Here is a 20,421-nt window from a genome sequence, read left to right on the forward strand (position 1 = left end):
GGCCCTTCATAGTTTCTATGAATCCATCCTCTTGGCGAGCTTCGCGCCTTCGCGAGAGAACATTCTTTTTTCAGTTTCCTTCGTGTCCTTCGTGCGCTTCGTGGTAAGACAAGCACCCCGCGCAACGCTTTGCCCTTGTCTGGCAAAACACCTAAGATGTGACGGGCATCTTCTGGCGGGTTCCGCCGGGAGGCCTGCGTTCAAGAATAATCCAGGGCATGAGCGTGCCAGAACAAGACATTTCCTCCAGCGATGCCGTCGATCCGGGCACATTGCCCCGGCGTGTGCTGGTGCTGGCGCGCGATCCCGAGCGCGCCGCGCGGCTGGAAACGGTGCTGGATTTCCTGGAGTGCGAGCCGCAGGTCCTGAACCAGAGACCCTCCCGGGAAGCGGGCGCCCAGCACGACTGGCTGGCCTGGGTGGTGAGCAGCTGCCTCGGCGACCAGCTCGGCGATATCCTCAACGAACTCCCCGACCTGGCACCCCGCGTGCCCGTGGTGCTGCTGGGTGAGGAGCCCGATTTCCCGGCGCTGACACAGACGGCGGCGGCTCAGGTGGTGCGGCGCGTGTCCTATCCGCCACGCCATCCCCAGTTCTCCGACGTCCTGCAGAGCGCGCGCCACGTGGTGGCCAATGGCGGGCCGGACGAGGCCCGTTCCCTGGAATTGTTCCGCTCCCTGGTGGGCAGCAATCCCCTGGTGCAGCGCATCCGCCGCCTCATCGAGCAGGTGGCGGCCACCGATGCCAACGTGCTGATCCTGGGGGAGACTGGCACCGGCAAGGAAGTGGTGGCGCGCAACATCCACGCGGGCTCCACCCGCCGGGAGCGCCCCTTCGTGGCGGTGAACTGCGGTGCCATTCCGGCGGATCTGCTGGAAAGCGAACTGTTCGGCCACGAAAAAGGGGCCTTCACCGGCGCGCTTAGCGCCCGCCAGGGCCGTTTCGAGCTGGCTCAGGGGGGCACCCTGTTCCTGGACGAGATCGGCGACATGCCTCTGCCCATGCAGGTGAAGCTGCTACGGGTCCTGCAGGAGCGAACCTTCGAGCGGGTGGGCAGCAACCGCAGCATTCAGTGCGACGTGCGCATCATCGCCGCCACGCATCGGGACCTGGAAACTGCCATCGACGAGGGGCGTTTCCGGGAGGATCTGTACTACCGCCTGAATGTCTTTCCCATCGAGGTGCCGCCGCTTCGCCACCGGCGCGGGGACCTGCCGCTGCTCATCAGCGAGCTGACCAATCGCATGGAGGGAGAGGGGCGGGGCAGCGTGCGCCTGGCGCATTCCGCCCTGCGCGCGCTGGCCACCTACGACTGGCCCGGCAACGTGCGCGAGCTGGCCAACCTGATCGAGCGTCTCGCCATCATGTTCCCCGGCGAAACGGTGGAGGTGGACGGTTTGCCGGCCAAGTTCCGCAGGGAAGGGGACGAGGAGCTGGCGGAACTGGCCGACCAGGTCCTGGGAGAGGGCGTGCCGGGGCTGGACGCGCAGCTTCCCCGCGAGGGCATCGACCTCAAGGAATACCTCAACGACCTGGAGATGGGGCTCATCCGCCGTGCCCTGGACGAGGCCTCGGGCGTGGTGGCACATGCCGCCAAGCTGCTTGGGATGCGCCGGACCACCCTGGTGGAGAAGATGCGAAAGTTCGGCATCACCCGCCCCGAGGACGCGACGGAAATTTGACTCCTGCCCGGTCGTCCTAATTCCCGCCCCTTGATTTAAAAGCAAAAATCCATTCTGGCATCTTTCCTGCTTTCGGCTGGTTAAAACCGTCGGGGAGCCAAATCCCCGCCGCACAACGAACCGGCCATTCGAGGAAGACCAGATGGATCAATCACCGACCGTGCTGCTCGTGGACCCGGACGCCGCATTGCGCGCCGAGCTGCGGGCACGGCTGTTGCGTGACAACTACCGGGTGCTGGATACCGAACAGGGGGAGTCGGCGCTGGAGCTGTTGGGCCGCGAGGACGTGGCCATTGTGTTCGCAAGCCGCGAGGGCGGGACCATGGACGGCACCGCCCTGTTGCGCCAGGTCAGGCGCAGGCGTCCGGACCTTCCCTTCGTGCTCACCAGTCAGGACGGCAGCATCCAGGCGGCCGTGTCCGCCATTCGCGAGGGTGCCAGCGACTTCCTGGTGAAACCCTTCGGACCCACGGCCGTCGCAGAGCGCGTGCGTCAGCTGGTGGAGACCGACAGCGGTGCCGAGATGGTGGTGGAGGACCCCTACAGCCGCGAACTGCTCAGGCTGGCGGGGCGCGTGGCCGCATCCGAGGTCACCGTCCTGATCCACGGTGAGTCCGGCGTCGGCAAGGAAGTCTTTGCCCGCTATCTGCATGTCCGCTCCACGCGGGCGGAAGGTCCCTTCGTGGCGGTCAACTGCGCCGCCATCCCCGAGAACATGCTGGAGGCGATGCTGTTCGGCTACGAGCGCGGCGCCTTCACGGGGGCCTACGAGTCCCGCGCAGGCAAGTTCGAGCAGGCGCAGGGCGGCACGCTGCTGCTGGATGAGATATCGGAGATGGACCTGGGCCTGCAGGCCAAGCTGCTGCGCGTGTTGCAGGAGCGCGAGGTGGAACGACTGGGCGGCAAGCGCACGCTGCCCCTGGACGTGCGCGTCATGGCCACCACCAACCGCGATCTGCGCAGCGCCGTGGCGGAGGGCCGCTTCCGCGAGGATCTCTTTTACCGCCTGAGCGTGTTTCCCTTGCTGATCCCGCCGCTTCGCGAGCGTCCCGGCGACGTACTGCCGCTGGCCCGGCGCTTCATGGAGCGCCACGGGCGCGGCATCGACCGGGCGGAACTCACACCCTGCGGTGCCGCAAAGCTCATGAACCACACCTGGCCGGGCAACGTGCGCGAACTGGATAACGTGATCCAGCGTGCCCTGATCCTGCGCAGCGGCCCTCTGATCGACGCCGACAGCATCCAGTTCGAGTCTGTCGCCTCCGGCATCGAGATGCCGCCCATGACGGCAAGGACCGAGTCCCCCGTGAACGGCCACAACGGCAACCAGCTGAGCGATGACCTGCGCACCCGCGAGGAGCAGCTTATCCTCGACGCCCTGCGCAGCGAACGCGGCCGCCGCAAGCAGGCTGCCGAGCGCCTCGGCATCAGCCCCAGGACATTGCGATACAAACTGGCGAGATTGCGGGAGGCGGGCATCGCGATTCCCTAAGGCAGGTACAAGGTACAAGGGCAAAGATACAAGGGTTGAAATCGGCAAGGTTGGTATGGAGGTGGAGATCGTGTCACTGAGCTTCGAAAACGTGGTGAGGGAAATACGGGGTTACCCCCCCTTGTACCTTGTACCTTGTACCTTGTACCTGTCCTCGAAGAGGACCTCCCCATGAGCGAAATGCAGATCAACCAGGTCCTTGCGCAGATGCGCGCGCTGGCGAACAACGCCGGCGTCAATGAGCCGGCGCAGGCGAACGGCACGCCGGATTTCGCGCAGATGCTCAAGCAGAGCCTGGATCATGTGAACGAGACCCAGCAGGCGTCGGCGCAGTTGAGCCAGGCCTTCGAGATGGGCGATCCCAACGTGAACCTGGCGCAGGTGATGGTGGCCATGCAGAAGGCGAGCGTGTCCTTCGAGGCGGTGACCCAGGTGCGCAACCGGCTGCTCTCCGCCTATCAGGAAATCATGAACATGCCGGTCTGACCGGCTTCGGACTAGAGTGCCATGGCAAACTCGATCGTAACCGTCAGCAACCAGGTACGCGGCTTCGCGCGCATGCCGCTGGAGCGCCAGATCGGCCTGATCGTGGCGCTGGTGGCCGCCATCACACTCGTGGCGAGCATCTTTCTCTGGCTCACGCGCCCGAGCTACACGGCGCTGTATCCCAATCTCAACGAACAGGAGACGGCGCAGGTGGCGGACGCGCTGGCGCGCAACGGCGTTGGCTACCGCCTGGAGGGCGGTACGGTGAAGGTGCCGGCACGCCAGATGCACGAGGCCCGGCTGAAGCTGGCCACCGAGGGGCTTCCGCGCGCCTCCGGCTTCGGCTTCGAGCTGCTGGAACAAGACCAGGGTCTTGGCACCAGCCGGCTGATCGAGGACGCCCGTTACCATCGCGCCATCGAAGGCGAGCTGGCGCGTTCCATCGCCACGCTCAACAGCGTGGAGAGCGCGCGGGTTCACCTGGCGCTGCCGCGCCAGTCGGTGTTCGTGCGCGACCGCGCCAAGCCCAGCGCGTCGGTGCTGGTGAATCTGTTTGCGGGGCGTTCCCTGGACGACAACCGTGTGGCAGGCATCGTGCACCTGGTGGCGTCCAGCGTGCCGGAACTCGATCCGGAAAACGTCACGGTGGTGGATCAGCGCGGCCGGCTGCTCACGGCACCGTCCGGCGGCGCGGACAACCTTGGGGGGAATGGCCACCAGCTGGACTTCACGCGGCGGGTGGAGGAGAGCTACGTACGCCGCATCATGGACATCCTCTCGCCCATCATGGGCAGCGACGCGGTGCGCGCTCAGGTGGCTGCGGATCTGGACTTTTCCGCGATCGAGCGCACCGTCGAGGCCTATGACCCGGAATTCTCCGTGCTGCGCAGCGAACAGATCTCCGAGGACGAGAGTCGCGGAGGCGGAAACATGGGCATTCCCGGCGCGCTGACCAATCAGCCGCCCGAGGCCGGCGTTGCGGACGGCAACGAGGTCGTCAACGGCAACCCCGTGGGGAACATGCCGGGTTCCAACAGCCGGCGCACGGTACGCAACTACGAGGTGGACCGCACCATCAGTCATATCCGTGAGGCACCCGGCAGCCTGCGGCGCCTGTCGGTGGCCGTGGTGGTGGATCATCGCCAGGAAACCAACGCCCAGGGGCAGATCGAGCGGGTGGCGCTCTCGGAGGAGGAACTGGAACGCATCAACACGCTGGTGCGCGAGGCGGTGGGTTTTGATGCCCGTCGTGGCGACAGCGTGAACGTGGTGAACGCCTCTTTCCGACCAACGGACGTTCCGGAGCCCCTGCCGGAGCCGCCACTCTGGGAAGAGCCCTGGGTGATGGATATGGCCAAGACTATACTGGCCGTGATCATGGTGCTGGTGCTCGCCCTGACCGTGGTGCGGCCGCTGCTGCGCAACCTGGCCGAGAAGGGCGCCGCGGCGCACCGGGAGGAGCAGCGTTTTCAGCAACTGGCCCTGGAGGCCGGTGAAGCGGTGCCCGGCCTGGAACACCAGTCACAGGGCGCCCTGCCGGGTCCCGCGCGCAAGAACACGAACTACGAGGCCAACCTTGAATCCGCCCGTGGGTTGGTCCGAGAGGATCCCAAGCGGGTGGCCCAGATGATGAAGACGTGGATTGCGACCGATGGCTCAGCAGGCTGAGAAGAGCAGCTTTAACGGCTCCGAACGGGCGGCCGTGTTCCTAATGAGTCTCGGTGAGGATGCTGCCGCCGAGGTACTCAGACACATGGGACCCAAGGAGGTGCAGCGTCTGGGTACGGCCATGGCCACGCTCACCAACGTCTCCAAGTCGGAGGTGAGCCAGGTGCTGGAGGAGTTCAACGCCGCCGTTCAGGAACAGACCGCGCTGGGCGTCGGCTCGGACGAGTACATCCGCAAGGTGCTCACCTCGGCCCTGGGCGAAGACAAGGCCGGCGGCCTGATCAACCGCATTCTGCTCGGCCGCAACTCCAAGGGCCTGGAGGCGCTGAAGTGGATGGAGCCGCGCGCGGTCGCGGAGATCATTCGCCTGGAGCACCCGCAGATCATCGCCATCGTGCTGTCCTACCTGGATGCCGATCACGCAGCGGACGTGCTGAGTTATCTGCCTGAGCGCACGCAGCCGGACATCATGATGCGCATTGCCACCCTGGACGGCATCCAGCCCAATGCTCTGCAGGAACTGGACGATATCCTCGAGCGCCAGTTCGCCGGCAGCAACAACGTCAAGGCATCCACGGTGGGCGGCGTGAAGAGCGCGGCCAATATCCTGAATTTCCTCGAGCCGTCCAAGGAGGCGGCGCTGGTGGAGAGCATTCGCGCAGCCGACGAAGACTTGAGCCAGGAGATCCAGGACCTGATGTTCGTGTTCGACAACCTGGTGGACGTGGACGACCGGGGCATTCAGGCGCTGCTGCGGGAGATCTCCACGGAGTCCCTGGTGCTGGCCCTCAAGGCCGCCGACGAGCCGCTCAAGGAGAAGGTCTTCAAGAACATGTCCAAGCGTGCCGCCGAGATGCTGCGCGACGACCTGGAGGCCAAGGGCCCGGTGCGCCTGAGCGAGGTGGAGAGCGCCCAGAAGGAGATCCTGACCATCGCGCGGCGCATGGCCGAGACCGGCGAGATCGTATTGGGCGGAAAGGGCTCGGAAGAATATGTGTAGGGAGGAGGTACAAGGTACAAGGTACAAGGGAAAAGGGGAGAACCCCTTGTACCTTGTACCTTGTACCTTGTACCTGCAGTCATGATTCAGCGGGTCATCAGCGGGGAACACGGGGAGGCGGCGCAGCTCTGGGAGGCGCCGTCGGTGGCCGGAGCGAGCGCGCGGCCGACGCCGGCGCAGGGGAAGGCACAGGCTCATGGTCTGCCGACGGCGGAGCGCATCGAGGACATCGAACGCCAGGCCCGGGAGGAGGGTTATCAGAAGGGCCTGGAGGAAGGACGTAAGGCCGGGCGCGACGCGCTGGCGCGGGAAGGCAAGGCACTGCACCGGCTGGTCAGTTCCCTGACACCCACCGTGGAGGACCTGGACGCGCGGCTGGAGGATGAGCTGGTGACCCTGGCCGTCACGGTGGCGCGGCAGCTGGTACGCCGCGAGTTGCGCACGGATCCGGGACAGATCGTTGCCGTGGTGCGCGAGGCGCTGGGCGTGTTGCCCAGTTCCGAACGGCGCATCCGCCTGCATCTGCATCCGGAGGACGCGCGCATCGTGCGCGAGGCCATGCATCTCTCCGAGCTGGAGCAGCCGTGGCAGATCTTCGAGGATCCGACCCTCAGCCGGGGCGGCACGCGTGTCGAGACGGACGTTTCCAGCGTGGACGCGACGCTGGAGACGCGGCTCAATGCGGTGATCGCGGAGTTCTGGGGCGAGCGTCGTGACGACGCCCGCACCGAGGGCCATGAAGTCGACGAGGGGGACGCGCAGGCATGACGCTCCCCGCCGCACTGGAACCCGAGCATCGCTTCTCAAGGCTTCGTGAAAGCCTCGGGCGTCATGCGCGCAGGGCCCACAGGGCCCGTTCGCTCACGGCCGAGGGGCGGCTGGTGCGTATGGTGGGCCTGACCCTGGAGGCGGAGGGTGTGCAGGTGCCGGTGGGGGGCCGTTGCCGGGTGGTCAGCGCCGGGGGCAGCGAGCTGGAGGCGGAAGCGGTGGGATTCTCCGGCGACCGGGTGTTCCTGATGCCGGTGGGTGACATCAGCGGACTGACCCCGGGCGCGCGGGTGATACCGACACACCATGCCCGGGAAGCGGGTGTCGGCGAGGCGTTGCTCGGCCGTGTGCTGGACGGGGCCGGTCGGCCACTGGACGGCGGCGACGCGCCGGACTGCGAAGCGCGGGTGCCCCTGAACGGACGTTCCATCAATCCCCTTGCCCGGCGCCCCATTCGGGAACCGCTGGACGTGGGTGTGCGCGCTATCAACGGGCTGCTGACCGTCGGGCGCGGTCAGCGCATGGGATTGTTCGCCGGCAGCGGTGTGGGCAAGAGCGTGCTGCTCGGCATGATGACCCGCTACACCGCCGCGGACGTGACGGTGGTCGGACTGATCGGCGAGCGCGGCAGGGAGGTGAACGAGTTCGTCCAGAACATCCTGGGGCCCGAGGGCATGGCGCGCGCCGTGGTCGTGGCGGTGCCTGCGGATCATCCGCCGCTGATGCGCCTGCACGGCGCCATGCTGGCGACCTCCATCGCCGAATACTTTCGCGACCAGGGTCTCAACGTGCTCCTGCTCATGGATTCGCTGACGCGATTCGCGCAGGCGCAGCGCGAGATCTCCCTGGCCATCGGCGAGCCCCCCGCCACCAAGGGCTATACGCCGTCGGTGTTCGCGCGCCTCCCGCAGCTGGTGGAGCGGGCCGGCAACAGCGACCGTGGGCAGGGGTCCATGACCGCCTTCTATACCGTGCTGACCGAGGGCGATGATCATAACGATCCCATCGCCGACGCGGCGCGCGCCATCCTGGACGGCCATGTGGTGCTCTCAAGGGAGATCGCCGAGTCCGGGCGATACCCGGCCATCGACATCGAGGCCTCCATCAGCCGGCTGATGAACGAGATCTCCGACCCGGGTCAGATCCAGGCGGCACGTCTGTTCAAGCAGGTCTATGCCACCTACCAGCGCAATCGTGACCTCATCAGCGTGGGCGCGTACCAGCGCGGCGCCGACCCGCGTGTGGACGCCGCCATCGAGTATTACCCGCGGCTTGAGGAATTCCTGCAGCAGGACATGCGTGAAAAGGTGGATTTCAGGGACAGCCTAAAGGCCCTGGATGCGCTGGTGGGGGAGGACGAGGAGGGCGGGAAGTGAGAAGTGGGAATTTGGAAGTGGGAATAAATGAGAAAACGTAGGGCGGATAAGCGAAACGCATCCGCCGCTGGGGTGCGGGAATGCCGGATGAGGCTGCGCCTTATCCGGCCTACAACCGACGCCTGACTTGTATCTTGCTACTTGCATCTTGACTCTGCCCCGGAGGGGCCAATGACTCGATCCAAGCGTATGCAGCCTGTGGCCGACGTGGCGCGCAACCGCCAGGAGGATGCGGCGCGCAAGATGGGGGACCGTCAGCGCGAACTGAACAAGCAACTCGAGCGGTTGGACGAACTCAGTTCCTATCGCTCGGAATATGCGCGCCGGTTTGAGGAGGGACCCGAGAACATGACGGGCATGAACGTGCGCGATTACCGGTTGTTCCTGTCGCGCCTCAACCAGGCCATCGAGGAGCAGGCCCGGCGTGTCGAACAGGCCCGCAGGGAACTGGAACAGAGCAAGGGGAAATGGACGGCGTCACGGGTGCGCAACGACGCCATCCACAAGGTCATGGACCGCTTTCGCGAGGACGAGAAACGCGAGGCCCGGCGCCGGGAGCAGGCGCAGGAAGACGAGTTGGGTCAGCGGGGTCGGCGCAGGGAGGACTGATGGCGGCGCGTGACTGGCACGAATATTGGATCGGGGTTGGATGAACCCTGAATCGGATCGGTAACGGTCCCTGGCCGGGGGTCCCGTGGACCCTCGCGAAACTCGAGATGATGCCCATGCAGCTTGCTTCGTTTCCCCTGAATCTGCCGGCCCCCCTGTTGCGGGCGCTGGGTGAGCTGGAAGCCCTGCCAGACGGGCTCCAGGGCCTGGATACGCCGGAAGCGGAGGCGTTCTGGATGCGCCTTGCGGAGCACCTGCAGCATCTGGAAGGTGTCGCGGAGGGTTTGCCGGAGGATCTGGATACCACTCAACTGGCGGCGCTCCTGGCCGCCGGTCTCGACGGCGAGGAATTGCCGCAGGACGGCGAACCCCTGCCGGTCACCGTGCCGGTTATCCAGCCCCAGGAAGTGTCCCGGGCGTTGGGGCGCACCGAACCGCAGGGCGGATCGGCCGCGTCGGTTCGCGATCAGCTGCTGGCCTCCCTTCCGTTGCTTGCGTCTCAGGGCGACCGTGAAGGCGGCCGGGCGGTGCCGCTGCCCCAGGCCCTGGGCGCTCTGGTGGACGCCGTGGCGGCCGGGTCCCGCAGCGAAGCGCCGCCGGTGCCGGTTGCGGCGGCGATCGTGGCGTCCGCTGATGCGGCCACATCAGGTCAGCAGCCCCAGCAGTCGACCCAGGCGATGCCACGCGTCTTCCAGTTGGACGTACCCATGCATCAGCCCGGCTGGGACCGTGCCCTGGGTGACCGGGTGCAATGGATGGTCCGCGAGAACATCCAGGTTGCGGAGCTGCGCCTCAACCCGCCCAACCTGGGGCCGATCGAGGTGCGTCTGCATGTGGAGGGGGATCGTACCCACGTCAATTTCCTTGCGCCCCAGGCCGCTGTGCGTGAAGCCATCGACGCCGCGTTGCCCCGTTTGCGGGAACTCTTTGCCGAAGGCGGGGTGCAGTTGGGAGACGTTACCGTGTCGCACCAGGATGCCCGTCAGGCGGGTGGGGATGCGGGACAGGATGCCGGTCACCGGGGTGAATCGGGCAGCGTCGACGACGAGGGCGAGGGCGCCATGGCGCAATCCGACGCACCGCGTCGCGGGGCAGGGCTGGTCGACTACTACGCCTGAACGTTGCACCGCCTGTCAGGGGTCATGGCCCCGGCGACAGGCAGCGTGTCCGGTTCTTGTCCCGGCGGTCACATGGGCATGACCAGTGGTCAGGCGGCACCGGCTCCCGGCGCATGCCGGCCCGTATAATTCCCGACGAATTTCATCAAACTTTCAATCCCCTGCCTTTCCGGACGCGGGTCAGCGCCGGTGGGCGGGCAACACAGTGACACGTCCCATGTTAAAGAATCTCAAGATCAGCACACGCCTTCTCGGCGGGATCGGCCTCATCCTGGTCCTCACCATCGCGGTGATCCTGCCCGTGGTCCTCTCCAATCTCTCGCAGATGAGTGAACGGGCAGAAGAGCGTCAGCTGCAGGATCTTTACCAGTCCCTGCGCGCCTCCATCGATGCCCAGTCGCAACGCGCGGAGGCCATGAGCGCGGCGATCAGCCACATTCCCGAGGTGCAGGCGGCGTTCGCCGCCCGGGACCGCGACAGGCTGATCGAGCTGACCGAGCCTTTGTTTCGCAATATGCGCGATACCCACGGCATCGAGCAGTTCCAGTTTCACGTCCCGCCTGCCACTTCGTTCCTGAGGGTGCACCGCACGGATCGTTATGACGATGATCTCTCGTCGTTCCGCCACACGGTGGTCGAGACCAACCGCTCGCGCCGTCCCGTGCAGGGGCTGGAGGCGGGCGTGGCCGGGCTCGGTGTGCGCGGTGTCGTGCCCATGGTAAATCAGGGAGAACACACCGGTTCGGTGGAGTTCGGACTCACGTTCGGCCAGGCGTTCTTCGACGAATTCACGTCGGCGTTCGGCGCCGGCGCCGCCTTGCACATTCTCCGTGACGGCCAGTTCCGGGCCTTCGCCAGCACCATCGGCGAGGAAGCCCTGCTGGAGCGGCAGGATCTGGACACCGCGCTGCGCGGCGGTGTGGTCATGCGGCAGATGGTCCACGACGGGGTGCCGGTGGCCGTGCTGGGCAGGGTCATCGAGGATTTCACCGGTCAACCGGTGGGCGTGCTGGAACTGATGGTGGATCGCAGCGATTACGTGACCGGCTACCGGGACGCGTTCGCGTCGGTGGTGGGCGTGGGGATCGTGGTGCTGCTGCTGGGTCTGGCGTTCACCTGGGTCATTGCCCGCGGCATCGTCAAACCCCTGCATCTGACCGTCCAGCGTCTGGACGACATCTCCAGGGGCGAGGGTGATCTGACGCAGCGTCTGCCCGTGGAGGGGAACAACGAGCTGTCGCGCCTGGCGGAGTCGTTCAATGCCTTCGTGACCAAGCTGCAGGAACTGATCCAGCAGGTGGCCGGTGCCACGGCGCAGCTTGCCGCGGCGTCCGAGGAACTGTCCGCCACGGCGGAGCAGACCACCACGCAGGTACGGCGCCAGCAGGGCGAGACCGAGCAGGTGGCCACGGCCATGAACGAGATGACCGCCACGGTCCAGGAAGTGGCCCGCAACGCCAACGAGGCCGCCCGTTCCGCCCAGGATACCGACAAGGAGGCGCGCGGCGGTCGCGAAGTGGTGAAGGCCACCATCAAGTCCATCGAAACGCTCGCCGCCGAGGTGGAAGCCGCAGGCGGCGTGATTCAGCGCCTGTCCGCCGACAGCGAGGAGATCGGCAAGGTACTGGACGTGATCCGGGGCATTGCCGAGCAGACCAACCTGCTGGCCCTCAACGCCGCCATTGAGGCGGCCCGAGCCGGAGAACAGGGCCGCGGCTTTGCCGTGGTGGCCGATGAGGTGCGCAGCCTCGCCTCGCGGACTCAGTCCTCCACCCGCGAGATCCAGGAGATGATCGAGCGTCTGCAGGGCAATGCCGGCGGGGCCGTGGAGGCCATGGAGAAGGGACGCCTGCGTGCCCGTGAAAGCGTCGAGGAGGCGGCCCGGGCAGGGTCGTCCCTTGAGGCCATCACGGGGGCCGTGGGCAACATCAGCGACATGAACGCCCAGATCGCCAGTGCCGCCGAGGAGCAGTCGGCGGTGGCCGAGGAGATCAACCGCAACGTGGTCAACATCCGCGAGGCCGTGGATGACACCGCCCAGGGCTCCGGACAGATCAGCACGGCCAGCGACGAGCTGGCGCGCCTGGCTGCCGATCTGCGCAACCTGGTCAGCCGCTTCCGGGTCTGACGCGCTCCCCGTCCGGCCATTCTGTGACAGGTCGACCCGCAGTCGCGGGTCGGCCTGGGTACCACCTTCGCTGCCGCCGCCCTCCTTCCCGGATCGTCCCGCACTGGTCGTCATCCCGCCAAGTTTTCGGCAGCCGCGCGCTGCCAGGCCCGTCAAAACTCCGTCATGTCCTGTGTCCATGTGACGCATGGGATTGATTGGACGTGGGTTTTTATCCTGTATCTCCATTGGCACGGCGATTGCTTTTGAACCACGTAACCACAGGAGCACAGAAACAAGATGGCAGACACAGACGATCTCGACCTCAACGTGGAAGAGGCACCGAAGCCGAAACGCGGCAAGCTCTGGCTGATCATTGCCCTGGTCATCGTGCTGGGTGCGGGGGTGGCCGGTGGCCTGGTGTTCGTGGCTTCCGGCGAAGGGGAGGAGGCCGCCGAGGCGGCACCCGAGCCGCTGAAGGCTCCTGTCTACAAGGAGATCGACCCCCCACTCGTCGTGAACTTCCAGGGGCCGTCCCGTATTCGCTATGTGCAGGTGGGGATGGTGATCAGCTCCACCGACAAGCGGACCCTGGACGCCGTGGATCGGCACATGCCGGTGATCCGCAACAACCTGATCATGCTCCTGAGCGACAAGACCTACGAGGAACTCAACAGCCGGGAAGGCAAGGAGCGGACCCGGCAGGAAGTGCTCGACAACGTGCGCCAGGTGCTCTTCGAGCGCACCGGCGAGGCGAACATCGACGCCGTCTACTTCACCTCTTTCGTGATGCAGTGACCCATGGCCCAGTCAGACCTGCTTTCCCAGGAAGAGATCGACGCCCTGCTGCACGGCGTCGACAGCGGTGACGTAGACACCGAGTCCGAACTCCAGGCACACGACGGCGTCGCCCGGCAATACGATTTCACCAGCCAGGACCGGATCGTGCGCGGGCGCATGCCCACGCTGGAGATGATCAATGACCGGTTCGCGCGCCATCTGCGCATCAGCCTGTTCAACCTGCTGCGCCGCTCGGCCGAGATCTCGGTGGGTGGTGTGAAGATGACCAAGTTCTCCGAGTACGTGCATTCGCTGTTCGTGCCTACCAGCCTCAACATGGTGAAGGTCAAGCCGCTGCGCGGCACGGCGCTGTTCGTGGTGGATCCGAAGCTGGTGTTCATTCTCGTGGACAACTACTTCGGCGGCGACGGCCGCTATCACGCCAAGATCGAGGGGCGCGACTTCACCCCCACCGAGCAGCGCGTAATCCGCAAGACGCTGGACCATGCCTTCGCAGACCTGAAGAAGGCGTGGTCCCCGGTCACCGATCTGGAGTTTGAGTACATCAACTCCGAGGTCAATCCCCAGTTCGCCAATATCGTGACCCCCACAGAGGTGGTGGTGGTGTGTTCGTTTCACATCGAGCTGGACGGCGGCGGTGGCGATCTTCACATCACCATGCCGTACTCGATGATCGAACCCATGCGCGAACTCCTGGATGCCGGCATCCAGAGCGACCGCTCCGAGGTGGACGAACGCTGGATCCGCGCGTTGCGTGACGAGGTGAAGGTGGCCGAGGTGGAGCTTGCGGCGGATCTCGTGGAGACCACGGTTAGCCTGCAGGACGTACTGCGGTTCAAGGCGGGCGATATCGTCCCGGTGGATCTGCCCGATACGGTCCTGTTGCGCGCCGAGGGCATTCCCGTGGTGCGGGGGCGCTTCGGCGTGTCGGAAGGCCGCAATGCAATCAAGGTGACCGAGCGCATCAGGCGTTCGGATTGATCACAGACGAGGGTCAGCAGTCATGAGTGACGACAAGAAACAGGGTGGCGACGACGCGGCCATGGACGACTGGGCGGCGGCGCTTGCCGAACAGGCGCAGAGCGACGGCGAGACCGGTAGCAGCGCCGGGGCGGACAAAGGCAAGGGGAAGGGCGCCGGTGACGAGCAGGTGAAGAAGGCGAGTTTCGACAACATCACCTCCGAGCCCGTGAAAGGCGCGACCCAGGAAGACGTCAACCTGGACGTGGTGTTGGACATCCCGGTCACCATCTCCATGGAGATCGGCCGCACGCGCCTGCCCATCCGCAACCTGCTCCAGCTTAACCAGGGTTCCGTGGTGGAACTGGACAGGCTGGCCGGCGAGCCGCTGGACGTGTTCGTCAACGGCACGCTCATCGCGCACGGCGAGGTGGTGGTGGTCAACGAGAAGTTCGGCATCCGGCTCACCGATGTCATCAGCCCCAGCGAGCGGGTGAAGAAGCTCAAGTGATCATGGCGATGTTGTCGCATCCGATACAGATCTCCTTTGTGCGCCGCACGGCCCTCGCGCTGCTGATCGGCCTTCTGCCCGGCATCGCGCTGGCCGAAGGTGTCGCGGCGGGATTGCCGTTTGCCGGCGGCGGGGCGAGCTACCTGGCACAGCTGTTGTCGGGTCTGCTCGTTGTGATCGCCGCCATCGTGGTATTCGCCTTCATCATGCGCCGCATGACGGGCGTGCAGTCGCGTCTGGGCGAAGAATTCAGAGTGGTGAGCGGGATTTCCCTGGGTTCTCGGGAGCGCATGCTGCTGGTGCAGGTGGGTGACCGGCAGCTGGTGGTGGGCGTCGCGCCGGGGCGGGTGCAGACCCTGCACGTGCTGGACAAGCCGCTGGAGGTGCCCGGCCGTACGGGATCCCCCGCAGGCGGTTCGACGGGCGCGGCCGAGAGTCCGTTCGCCCGTTCGCTTCGGGCGGTACTCCAGCGCAGGAGCGAATCGTGAGCTTCCGGCGCTGGCTCGCAGCCGTGCCGGCGCTGCTGTGCATGGCCTCTCCGGCCATGGCCCAGAGCGGCCTCGAGGTGCTCAACGTCACCACGGCGCCGGACGGGGCGCAGACCTATTCGGTCACCCTGCAGATCCTGATCCTGATGACGCTGCTGAGCCTGCTGCCGGCGGCGTTGATCATGATGACCTCCTTCACGCGCATCATCATTGTGCTGGCCATCCTGCGCCAGGGGCTCGGCACGACGCAGACACCGTCGAACCAGATCCTGATCGGCCTCGCGCTGTTTCTCACGCTGTTTGTCATGACGCCGGTGTTCGACCGCATCAATGCGGAAGCGCTGCAGCCCTACATGGAAGAGTCCCTGTCCATGGAAGAGGCCGTGGTCAGTGCCAGCGGGCCGATTCGCGAGTTCATGCTTTCGCAGACCCGCGAGTCGGATCTGGCCATGTTCGCCCGCATCAGCGGGCGGGACGGTTTCGAGTCCCGCGACGATGTGCCTTTCACGATGCTGGTGGCCTCCTTCGTCACCAGCGAGCTCAAGACGGCCTTCCAGATCGGGTTCCTGCTTCTGATCCCGTTTCTGATCATCGACCTGGTGGTGGCGAGCGTGCTCATGTCCATGGGCATGGTGATGCTCTCGCCGCTGATCATCTCGCTGCCGTTCAAGATCATGCTGTTCGTGCTGGTGGACGGGTGGGCCCTGATCATGGGCACGCTGGCGTCCAGTTTCTTCGTCTGAAGCAACGTGGACCATTCGCGGCAAACCTGCTGCTTCTTATCTGGACACGATGCAGCGGGATCTTTAGCCACAGAGGTCACAGAGGTCACAGAGATGACAACAAACCGAAGAATACCCCGCGGTGTGGCCGCGCCAGCGGTTTCCTCTGTGACCTCTGTGACCTCTGTGGCTAATGAAACGATGCGCCTTTCCAAGGCACGCGACGCCGGGAGGAATGATCGATGACACCGGAAACGGTCATGGAAGTGGCGCGCCAGGCGCTGCTGGTGATCATCATGCTGTCCGCGCCGGTGTTGCTCACGGCGCTGGCCATCGGTCTGGCGATCGGCATGATTCAGGCCGCCACCCAGATCCAGGAGATGACCCTGTCGTTCATTCCCAAGCTGCTGGGCATGTTCGTGGCGCTGCTCATCGCCGGCAGCTGGATGCTGGACCTGGTGGTCAATTTCACCCTGCGCCTGTACGAAAACGTACCGGCCCTGATCGGATAGCTGATGGGCACGACTCATGTACTTCACCACCGCCGAGATCACCGCATGGGTAGGGGCACTGTTGTGGCCCTTCCTGCGTATCAGCGCCATGCTGATCGCCGCGCCGCTGTTCGGCGCGGGCACCGTGAGCGTGCGCATCCGTGTGGGCCTGGCCTTTATCCTGGCGCTGGTGGTGGCGCCGCTCATTCCCACGCCGCCCGCGGTGGAGCCCCTGAGCCTCGCGGGCCTGGCCATTGCCGTGCAGCAGGTGGTGATCGGCGCGTCCATCGGTTTCATCCTGCAGATGGTGTTCAGCGCGCTCACCCAGGCGGGCGAATCCATCGCGCTGTCCATGGGACTGGGCTTTGCCTCCATGGTCGACCCGCAACAGGGCGTTCAGGTGCCCGTGGTGTCCACCTATTTCGTGATCATGGCGACGCTGATGTTTCTGGCCCTGAACGGTCACGTGGCCATCATCGAGCTGACCCTGCAGAGCTTCTACACCATGCCCATTGCGGTGGACGGCCTGGCCCGCGCGGACCTGTGGGCGCTGGTCTCCTGGGGCAGCACCATGTTCGTGTACGGGCTGCTGGTGGCCATGCCGGCGGTGGCGTCCATGCTGCTGGTCAACCTGTCCATGGGCGTGATCACCCGCGCCGCGCCGCAGCTGAACATCTTCGCGGTGGGCTTCCCGATGATGATCATGCTGGGCTTCATCCTGCTCATGGTCACCATTCCGGTGCTGATGCCGCAGTTCACCGAACTCCTGGCCAACGCCTTTGAACTGATGGGGCGCATCACGAGCTGAGAACGTCATGGCCGAGAACGAGAATTCACAGGAGAAGAGCGAACAACCCACTCCCAAACGCCTGCGCGAGGCGCGGGAGAAGGGGCAGGTCGCCAATTCCCGGGATCTGAACACCACGCTCGTGCTGCTGGGCGGTTCCGGCGCACTCCTTGTGTTCGGCGGCGGCATGCTGTCCCGCATCGAGGAACTCATTCGCAGGAGCTTCGTGCTGGACCGTGACCTGATCTTCGATCCGGGCCAGCTGCAGGCCGTGCTGCAGCTTCGAATCACCGAAGCCCTGGTCACGCTCTTTCCGTTGTTTGTGGTGCTGATGGTGGTGGCCGTGGCCGGTCCGATCATGATGGGAGGCGGCCGTCCCTCCGGAAAGGCCATGGCGCCGAAGTGGAGCAAGCTCAATCCGATCAAGGGACTCAAGCGCATCTTCTCCTGGCAGGGGCTCATGGAACTGGGCAAGACCCTGGCGAAGTTCACGCTGATCGCGACCGTCGCCGGTTTCCTGTTGTGGCAGCTCTCCGGTTCCCTGCTGGGGCTGGGTCACCAGAGCCTCGAGCGCGGGCTGGCCCATGCCGGCACCCTGGTGAGCTGGACCTTCCTTATGCTGGCGGCGTCGCTGATTCTGATCGCCATGGTGGACGTGCCGTTCCAGCTGTGGAACCACCAGAAGCAGCTGCGCATGACCAAGCAGGAGGTCAAGGACGAGTTCAAGGAGACGGAGGGCAAACCAGAGGTCAAGAGCAAGATCCGCCAGACGCAGATGGAGATCGCGCGCCGGCGCATGATGGCCGAGGTGCCCAAGGCGGACGTGGTGGTCACCAACCCGACGCACTACGCCGTGGCGCTTCGCTACGACCAGCAGGGGATGGGCGCGCCGCGGGTGGTGGCCAAGGGCGCCGACCTGGTGGCCGGGGAGATTCGCGAGCTGGCCCGAAGCGCCGGCGTGCCCCTGTTCCCGGCGCCGCCGCTGGCGCGCGCGCTCTACTACAGCACCCGCCTGGACCAGGAGATCCCCGCAGGGCTCTACGTGGCCGTCGCCCAGGTGCTGGCCTACGTTTACCAGCTGCGTGCTGCCACCCGTCAGGGTGCCCAGGAACCCGCACCGCCGCGTGATCTGCCGGTGCCCGATGAATTGCTGCGGCGTGCGCCGCCCGGGGAGTACTGATCCATGGCCGGTTTACTCAACAACCTGAGCGCGGTGGGCAAGGCGGGGCTGGTCACGCCGCTGCTGCTCATGGCCCTGCTGGCCATGCTGGTCATTCCGCTGCCGCCGCTGGCGCTGGACGTGCTGTTCACGTTCAACATCGCACTGTCGCTGGTGGTGATCCTGGTGGCGGTGTACACGCCCCGCCCGCTGGAGTTCGCCGTGTTCCCCACGGTGCTGCTGGTGGCGACGCTGCTGCGCCTGGCGCTCAACGTGGCCTCCACGCGCGTCATCCTGCTCAACGGTCACACGGGCACCGATGCCGCCGGCAACGTGATTCAGGCCTTCGGCGACTTCGTGGTGGGCGGCAACTACGCCGTCGGCCTGGTGGTGTTCCTGATCCTGGTGATCATCAACTTCGTGGTGGTGACCAAGGGCGCGGGCCGCGTCTCCGAGGTGAGCGCGCGCTTCACCCTGGATGCCATGCCCGGCAAGCAGATGGCCATCGATGCGGATCTCAACGCCGGACTGGTCTCCCAGGACGAGGCCCGCCGGCGCCGTGAGGAGATCGCCCAGGAGGCGGACTTCTACGGTTCCATGGACGGTGCCAGCAAGTTTGTGCGCGGCGATGCCATCGCCGGCATCCTGATCCTCGCCATCAACATCATCGGCGGTCTGACCATCGGCACCCTGCAGCACAGCATGGCCATGTCCGACGCGGCCACCAACTATGTCCTGCTGACCATCGGCGACGGTCTGGTGGCGCAGATTCCGTCACTGCTCCTGTCCTCTGCGACGGCCATCATCGTCACCCGCGTGTCCGCCGCCCAGGACATGGGCAACCAGGTGTTCCAGCAGATGTTCGCCACCCCCCGCGCGTTGTACATCGCGGCAGGCGTGGTGGGCTCCCTGGGCCTGGTGCCGGGCATGCCCAACATGGTGTTCCTGTCCCTGGCCGCGCTGATGGCCACCAGCGCTTATCTGACCGCCCAGCGCCGGGCGGCCGAGGAGGCGGCGCTGCTGCAGCCGGCGGTGGAGGCCGCGCCGCCCACCTCGCCCGAGCTCAAGGAGCTGTCCTGGGACGACGTACCGCCGGTGGACCTGGTGGGGCTGGAAGTAGGTTACCGGCTCATCCCGCTGGTGGACCGGGCCCAGGGCGGACAGCTCATGGGCCGTATCAAGGGTGTGCGCCGCAAGCTGTCCCAGGAGCTGGGCTTCCTGATCCAGCCGGTGCACATCCGTGACAACCTGGACCTGGAGCCGAACCACTACCGCATCGCGCTGATGGGCGTCACCGTGGGTGACGGCGAGGTGTTCGCGGACAGGGATCTGGCCATCAATCCCGGGCGCGTGTTCGGCGAGATCGCCGGTACGCCCACCAAGGACCCCACCTTCGGACTCGACGCGGTGTGGATCGACCCCGCCAACCGGGAGCAGGCCCAGGGACTCGGCTACACGGTGGTGGATGCCGGCACGGTGATCGCCACGCATCTCTCGCAACTGCTCAAGGAGCACGCCCACGAGCTGCTGGGGCACGAGGAGGTCCAGCACCTGCTTGACGTGCTGGGCAAGCACTCGCCCAAGCTGGTGGAAAACCTGGTGCCCAAGACCCTGTCGCTGGGGGTCGTGCTCAAGGTCATGCAAAACCTGCTCGCCGAGCAGATCTCCGTGCGCGACATGCGCACCATCGCCGAAACCTTGGCGGAACACGGTGCCAAGAGTCAGGATCCCGGCGTTCTCACGGCCGCCGTGCGCGTGGCGCTGTCGCGTTCCATCGTGCAGAACATCATCGGAACCGCGGCCGAACTGCCCCTCATCGCCCTGGATCCCTCTCTGGAACAGATCTTGCAACAGTCCTCCCAGGGCGCCGGCGGCGGAGGCCTCGGCATCGAGCCGGGACTGGCCGAGCGGTTGCAGAAGTCCATCTCCGAGGCCGCACAGCGCCAGGAGATGGCCGGGGAACCGGCGGTGCTGGTGGTCTCTCCGGATATCCGGGCCTGGATGTCGCGCTGGCTGCGCTCGGCGATCCGGGGACTCACGGTCCTGGCCTACACGGAGATCCCGGACAACAAGCGGATCCGGGTGGTGGCTACGGTGGGAAGAGACGAAAAGTAGGAGGCCCGCCCTCGGGCCGAACTGGGGAGGCACGGTCGGCACAGGCTGTTCGCGGCGAGGGCGCCGCTCCTACATGAACGC

General features: G+C 65.8%; 19 protein-coding genes. All 19 read left to right on the forward strand.

Annotation, left to right across the window (positions count from 1 at the left end; genetic code table 11):
* The first annotated feature begins 224 nt into the window (after positions 1-224).
* Positions 225-1,682, forward strand: coding sequence for a sigma-54 dependent transcriptional regulator (locus B1C78_RS05060; RefSeq protein ID WP_425443959.1), 1,458 nt, complete (start codon positions 225-227; stop codon positions 1,680-1,682).
* Positions 1,683-1,824: 142 nt separating this feature from the next.
* Positions 1,825-3,174 (forward strand): sigma-54-dependent transcriptional regulator, encoded by a 1,350-nt coding sequence (locus B1C78_RS05065; RefSeq protein WP_077278066.1) that lies wholly within the window; start codon positions 1,825-1,827, stop codon positions 3,172-3,174.
* A gap of 171 nt (positions 3,175-3,345) precedes the next feature.
* Positions 3,346-3,660: a flagellar hook-basal body complex protein FliE gene (fliE, locus tag B1C78_RS05070; RefSeq protein ID WP_077278067.1), complete on the forward strand. Its 315-nt coding sequence runs from the start codon at positions 3,346-3,348 to the stop codon at positions 3,658-3,660.
* Between the two features lie 21 nt (positions 3,661-3,681).
* The gene (gene fliF, locus B1C78_RS05075) at positions 3,682-5,328 is read left to right on the forward strand and encodes a flagellar basal-body MS-ring/collar protein FliF (RefSeq protein ID WP_077278068.1); all 1,647 of its coding nucleotides are present in this window, start codon (positions 3,682-3,684) and stop codon (positions 5,326-5,328) included.
* On the forward strand, positions 5,312-6,328 hold the full coding sequence (gene fliG, locus B1C78_RS05080; protein ID WP_077278069.1) for a flagellar motor switch protein FliG: 1,017 nt from the start codon (positions 5,312-5,314) through the stop codon (positions 6,326-6,328). The genes fliF and fliG overlap by 17 nt, the downstream gene beginning before the upstream one ends.
* A gap of 81 nt (positions 6,329-6,409) precedes the next feature.
* Positions 6,410-7,096, forward strand: coding sequence for a flagellar assembly protein FliH (locus tag B1C78_RS05085; protein WP_077278070.1), 687 nt, complete (start codon positions 6,410-6,412; stop codon positions 7,094-7,096).
* The gene (gene fliI, locus B1C78_RS05090) at positions 7,093-8,472 is read left to right on the forward strand and encodes a flagellar protein export ATPase FliI (RefSeq protein ID WP_077278071.1); all 1,380 of its coding nucleotides are present in this window, start codon (positions 7,093-7,095) and stop codon (positions 8,470-8,472) included. Before B1C78_RS05085 ends, fliI begins: the two co-directional genes overlap by 4 nt.
* 171 nt (positions 8,473-8,643) lie before the next feature.
* Complete coding sequence (fliJ, locus tag B1C78_RS05095) at positions 8,644-9,081, forward strand: flagellar export protein FliJ (RefSeq protein WP_077278072.1); 438 nt, start codon at positions 8,644-8,646, stop codon at positions 9,079-9,081.
* A 107-nt stretch (positions 9,082-9,188) separates the two neighbouring features.
* The gene (locus B1C78_RS05100) at positions 9,189-10,199 is read left to right on the forward strand and encodes a flagellar hook-length control protein FliK (RefSeq protein WP_245795316.1); all 1,011 of its coding nucleotides are present in this window, start codon (positions 9,189-9,191) and stop codon (positions 10,197-10,199) included.
* A gap of 217 nt (positions 10,200-10,416) precedes the next feature.
* Positions 10,417-12,327 carry a methyl-accepting chemotaxis protein gene (locus tag B1C78_RS05105; RefSeq protein WP_077278073.1) on the forward strand — a complete coding sequence of 637 codons (1,911 nt, stop codon included), beginning with the start codon at positions 10,417-10,419 and terminating at the stop codon, positions 12,325-12,327.
* Between the two features lie 279 nt (positions 12,328-12,606).
* Positions 12,607-13,104 (forward strand): flagellar basal body-associated FliL family protein, encoded by a 498-nt coding sequence (locus tag B1C78_RS05110; RefSeq protein WP_077278074.1) that lies wholly within the window; start codon positions 12,607-12,609, stop codon positions 13,102-13,104.
* A gap of 3 nt (positions 13,105-13,107) precedes the next feature.
* Positions 13,108-14,088: a flagellar motor switch protein FliM gene (gene fliM / locus B1C78_RS05115; protein WP_077278075.1), complete on the forward strand. Its 981-nt coding sequence runs from the start codon at positions 13,108-13,110 to the stop codon at positions 14,086-14,088.
* 22 nt (positions 14,089-14,110) lie between these two features.
* Positions 14,111-14,578, forward strand: coding sequence for a flagellar motor switch protein FliN (gene fliN / locus B1C78_RS05120; protein ID WP_077278076.1), 468 nt, complete (start codon positions 14,111-14,113; stop codon positions 14,576-14,578).
* Positions 14,579-14,580: 2 nt separating this feature from the next.
* The gene (gene fliO / locus B1C78_RS05125; protein WP_245795317.1) at positions 14,581-15,066 is read left to right on the forward strand and encodes a flagellar biosynthetic protein FliO; all 486 of its coding nucleotides are present in this window, start codon (positions 14,581-14,583) and stop codon (positions 15,064-15,066) included.
* A gap of 41 nt (positions 15,067-15,107) precedes the next feature.
* Positions 15,108-15,809: a flagellar type III secretion system pore protein FliP gene (gene fliP / locus B1C78_RS05130; RefSeq protein WP_077278093.1), complete on the forward strand. Its 702-nt coding sequence runs from the start codon at positions 15,108-15,110 to the stop codon at positions 15,807-15,809.
* 221 nt (positions 15,810-16,030) lie between these two features.
* A complete protein-coding gene (gene fliQ, locus B1C78_RS05135; protein ID WP_077278077.1) occupies positions 16,031-16,300 on the forward strand; it encodes a flagellar biosynthesis protein FliQ in 270 nt (89 codons plus the stop codon).
* A 16-nt stretch (positions 16,301-16,316) separates the two neighbouring features.
* Entirely contained in the window at positions 16,317-17,087 is a 771-nt protein-coding gene (fliR, locus tag B1C78_RS05140; protein WP_077278078.1) for a flagellar biosynthetic protein FliR, read from the forward strand.
* A gap of 7 nt (positions 17,088-17,094) precedes the next feature.
* On the forward strand, positions 17,095-18,246 hold the full coding sequence (gene flhB, locus B1C78_RS05145; RefSeq protein WP_077278079.1) for a flagellar biosynthesis protein FlhB: 1,152 nt from the start codon (positions 17,095-17,097) through the stop codon (positions 18,244-18,246).
* Positions 18,247-18,249: 3 nt separating this feature from the next.
* Positions 18,250-20,340 carry a flagellar biosynthesis protein FlhA gene (gene flhA / locus B1C78_RS05150; RefSeq protein ID WP_077278080.1) on the forward strand — a complete coding sequence of 697 codons (2,091 nt, stop codon included), beginning with the start codon at positions 18,250-18,252 and terminating at the stop codon, positions 20,338-20,340.
* The last annotated feature ends 81 nt before the right edge of the window (positions 20,341-20,421 follow it).

Source organism: Thioalkalivibrio denitrificans, from assembly GCF_002000365.1.
Lineage (GTDB): Bacteria > Pseudomonadota > Gammaproteobacteria > Ectothiorhodospirales > Ectothiorhodospiraceae > Thioalkalivibrio_A > Thioalkalivibrio_A denitrificans.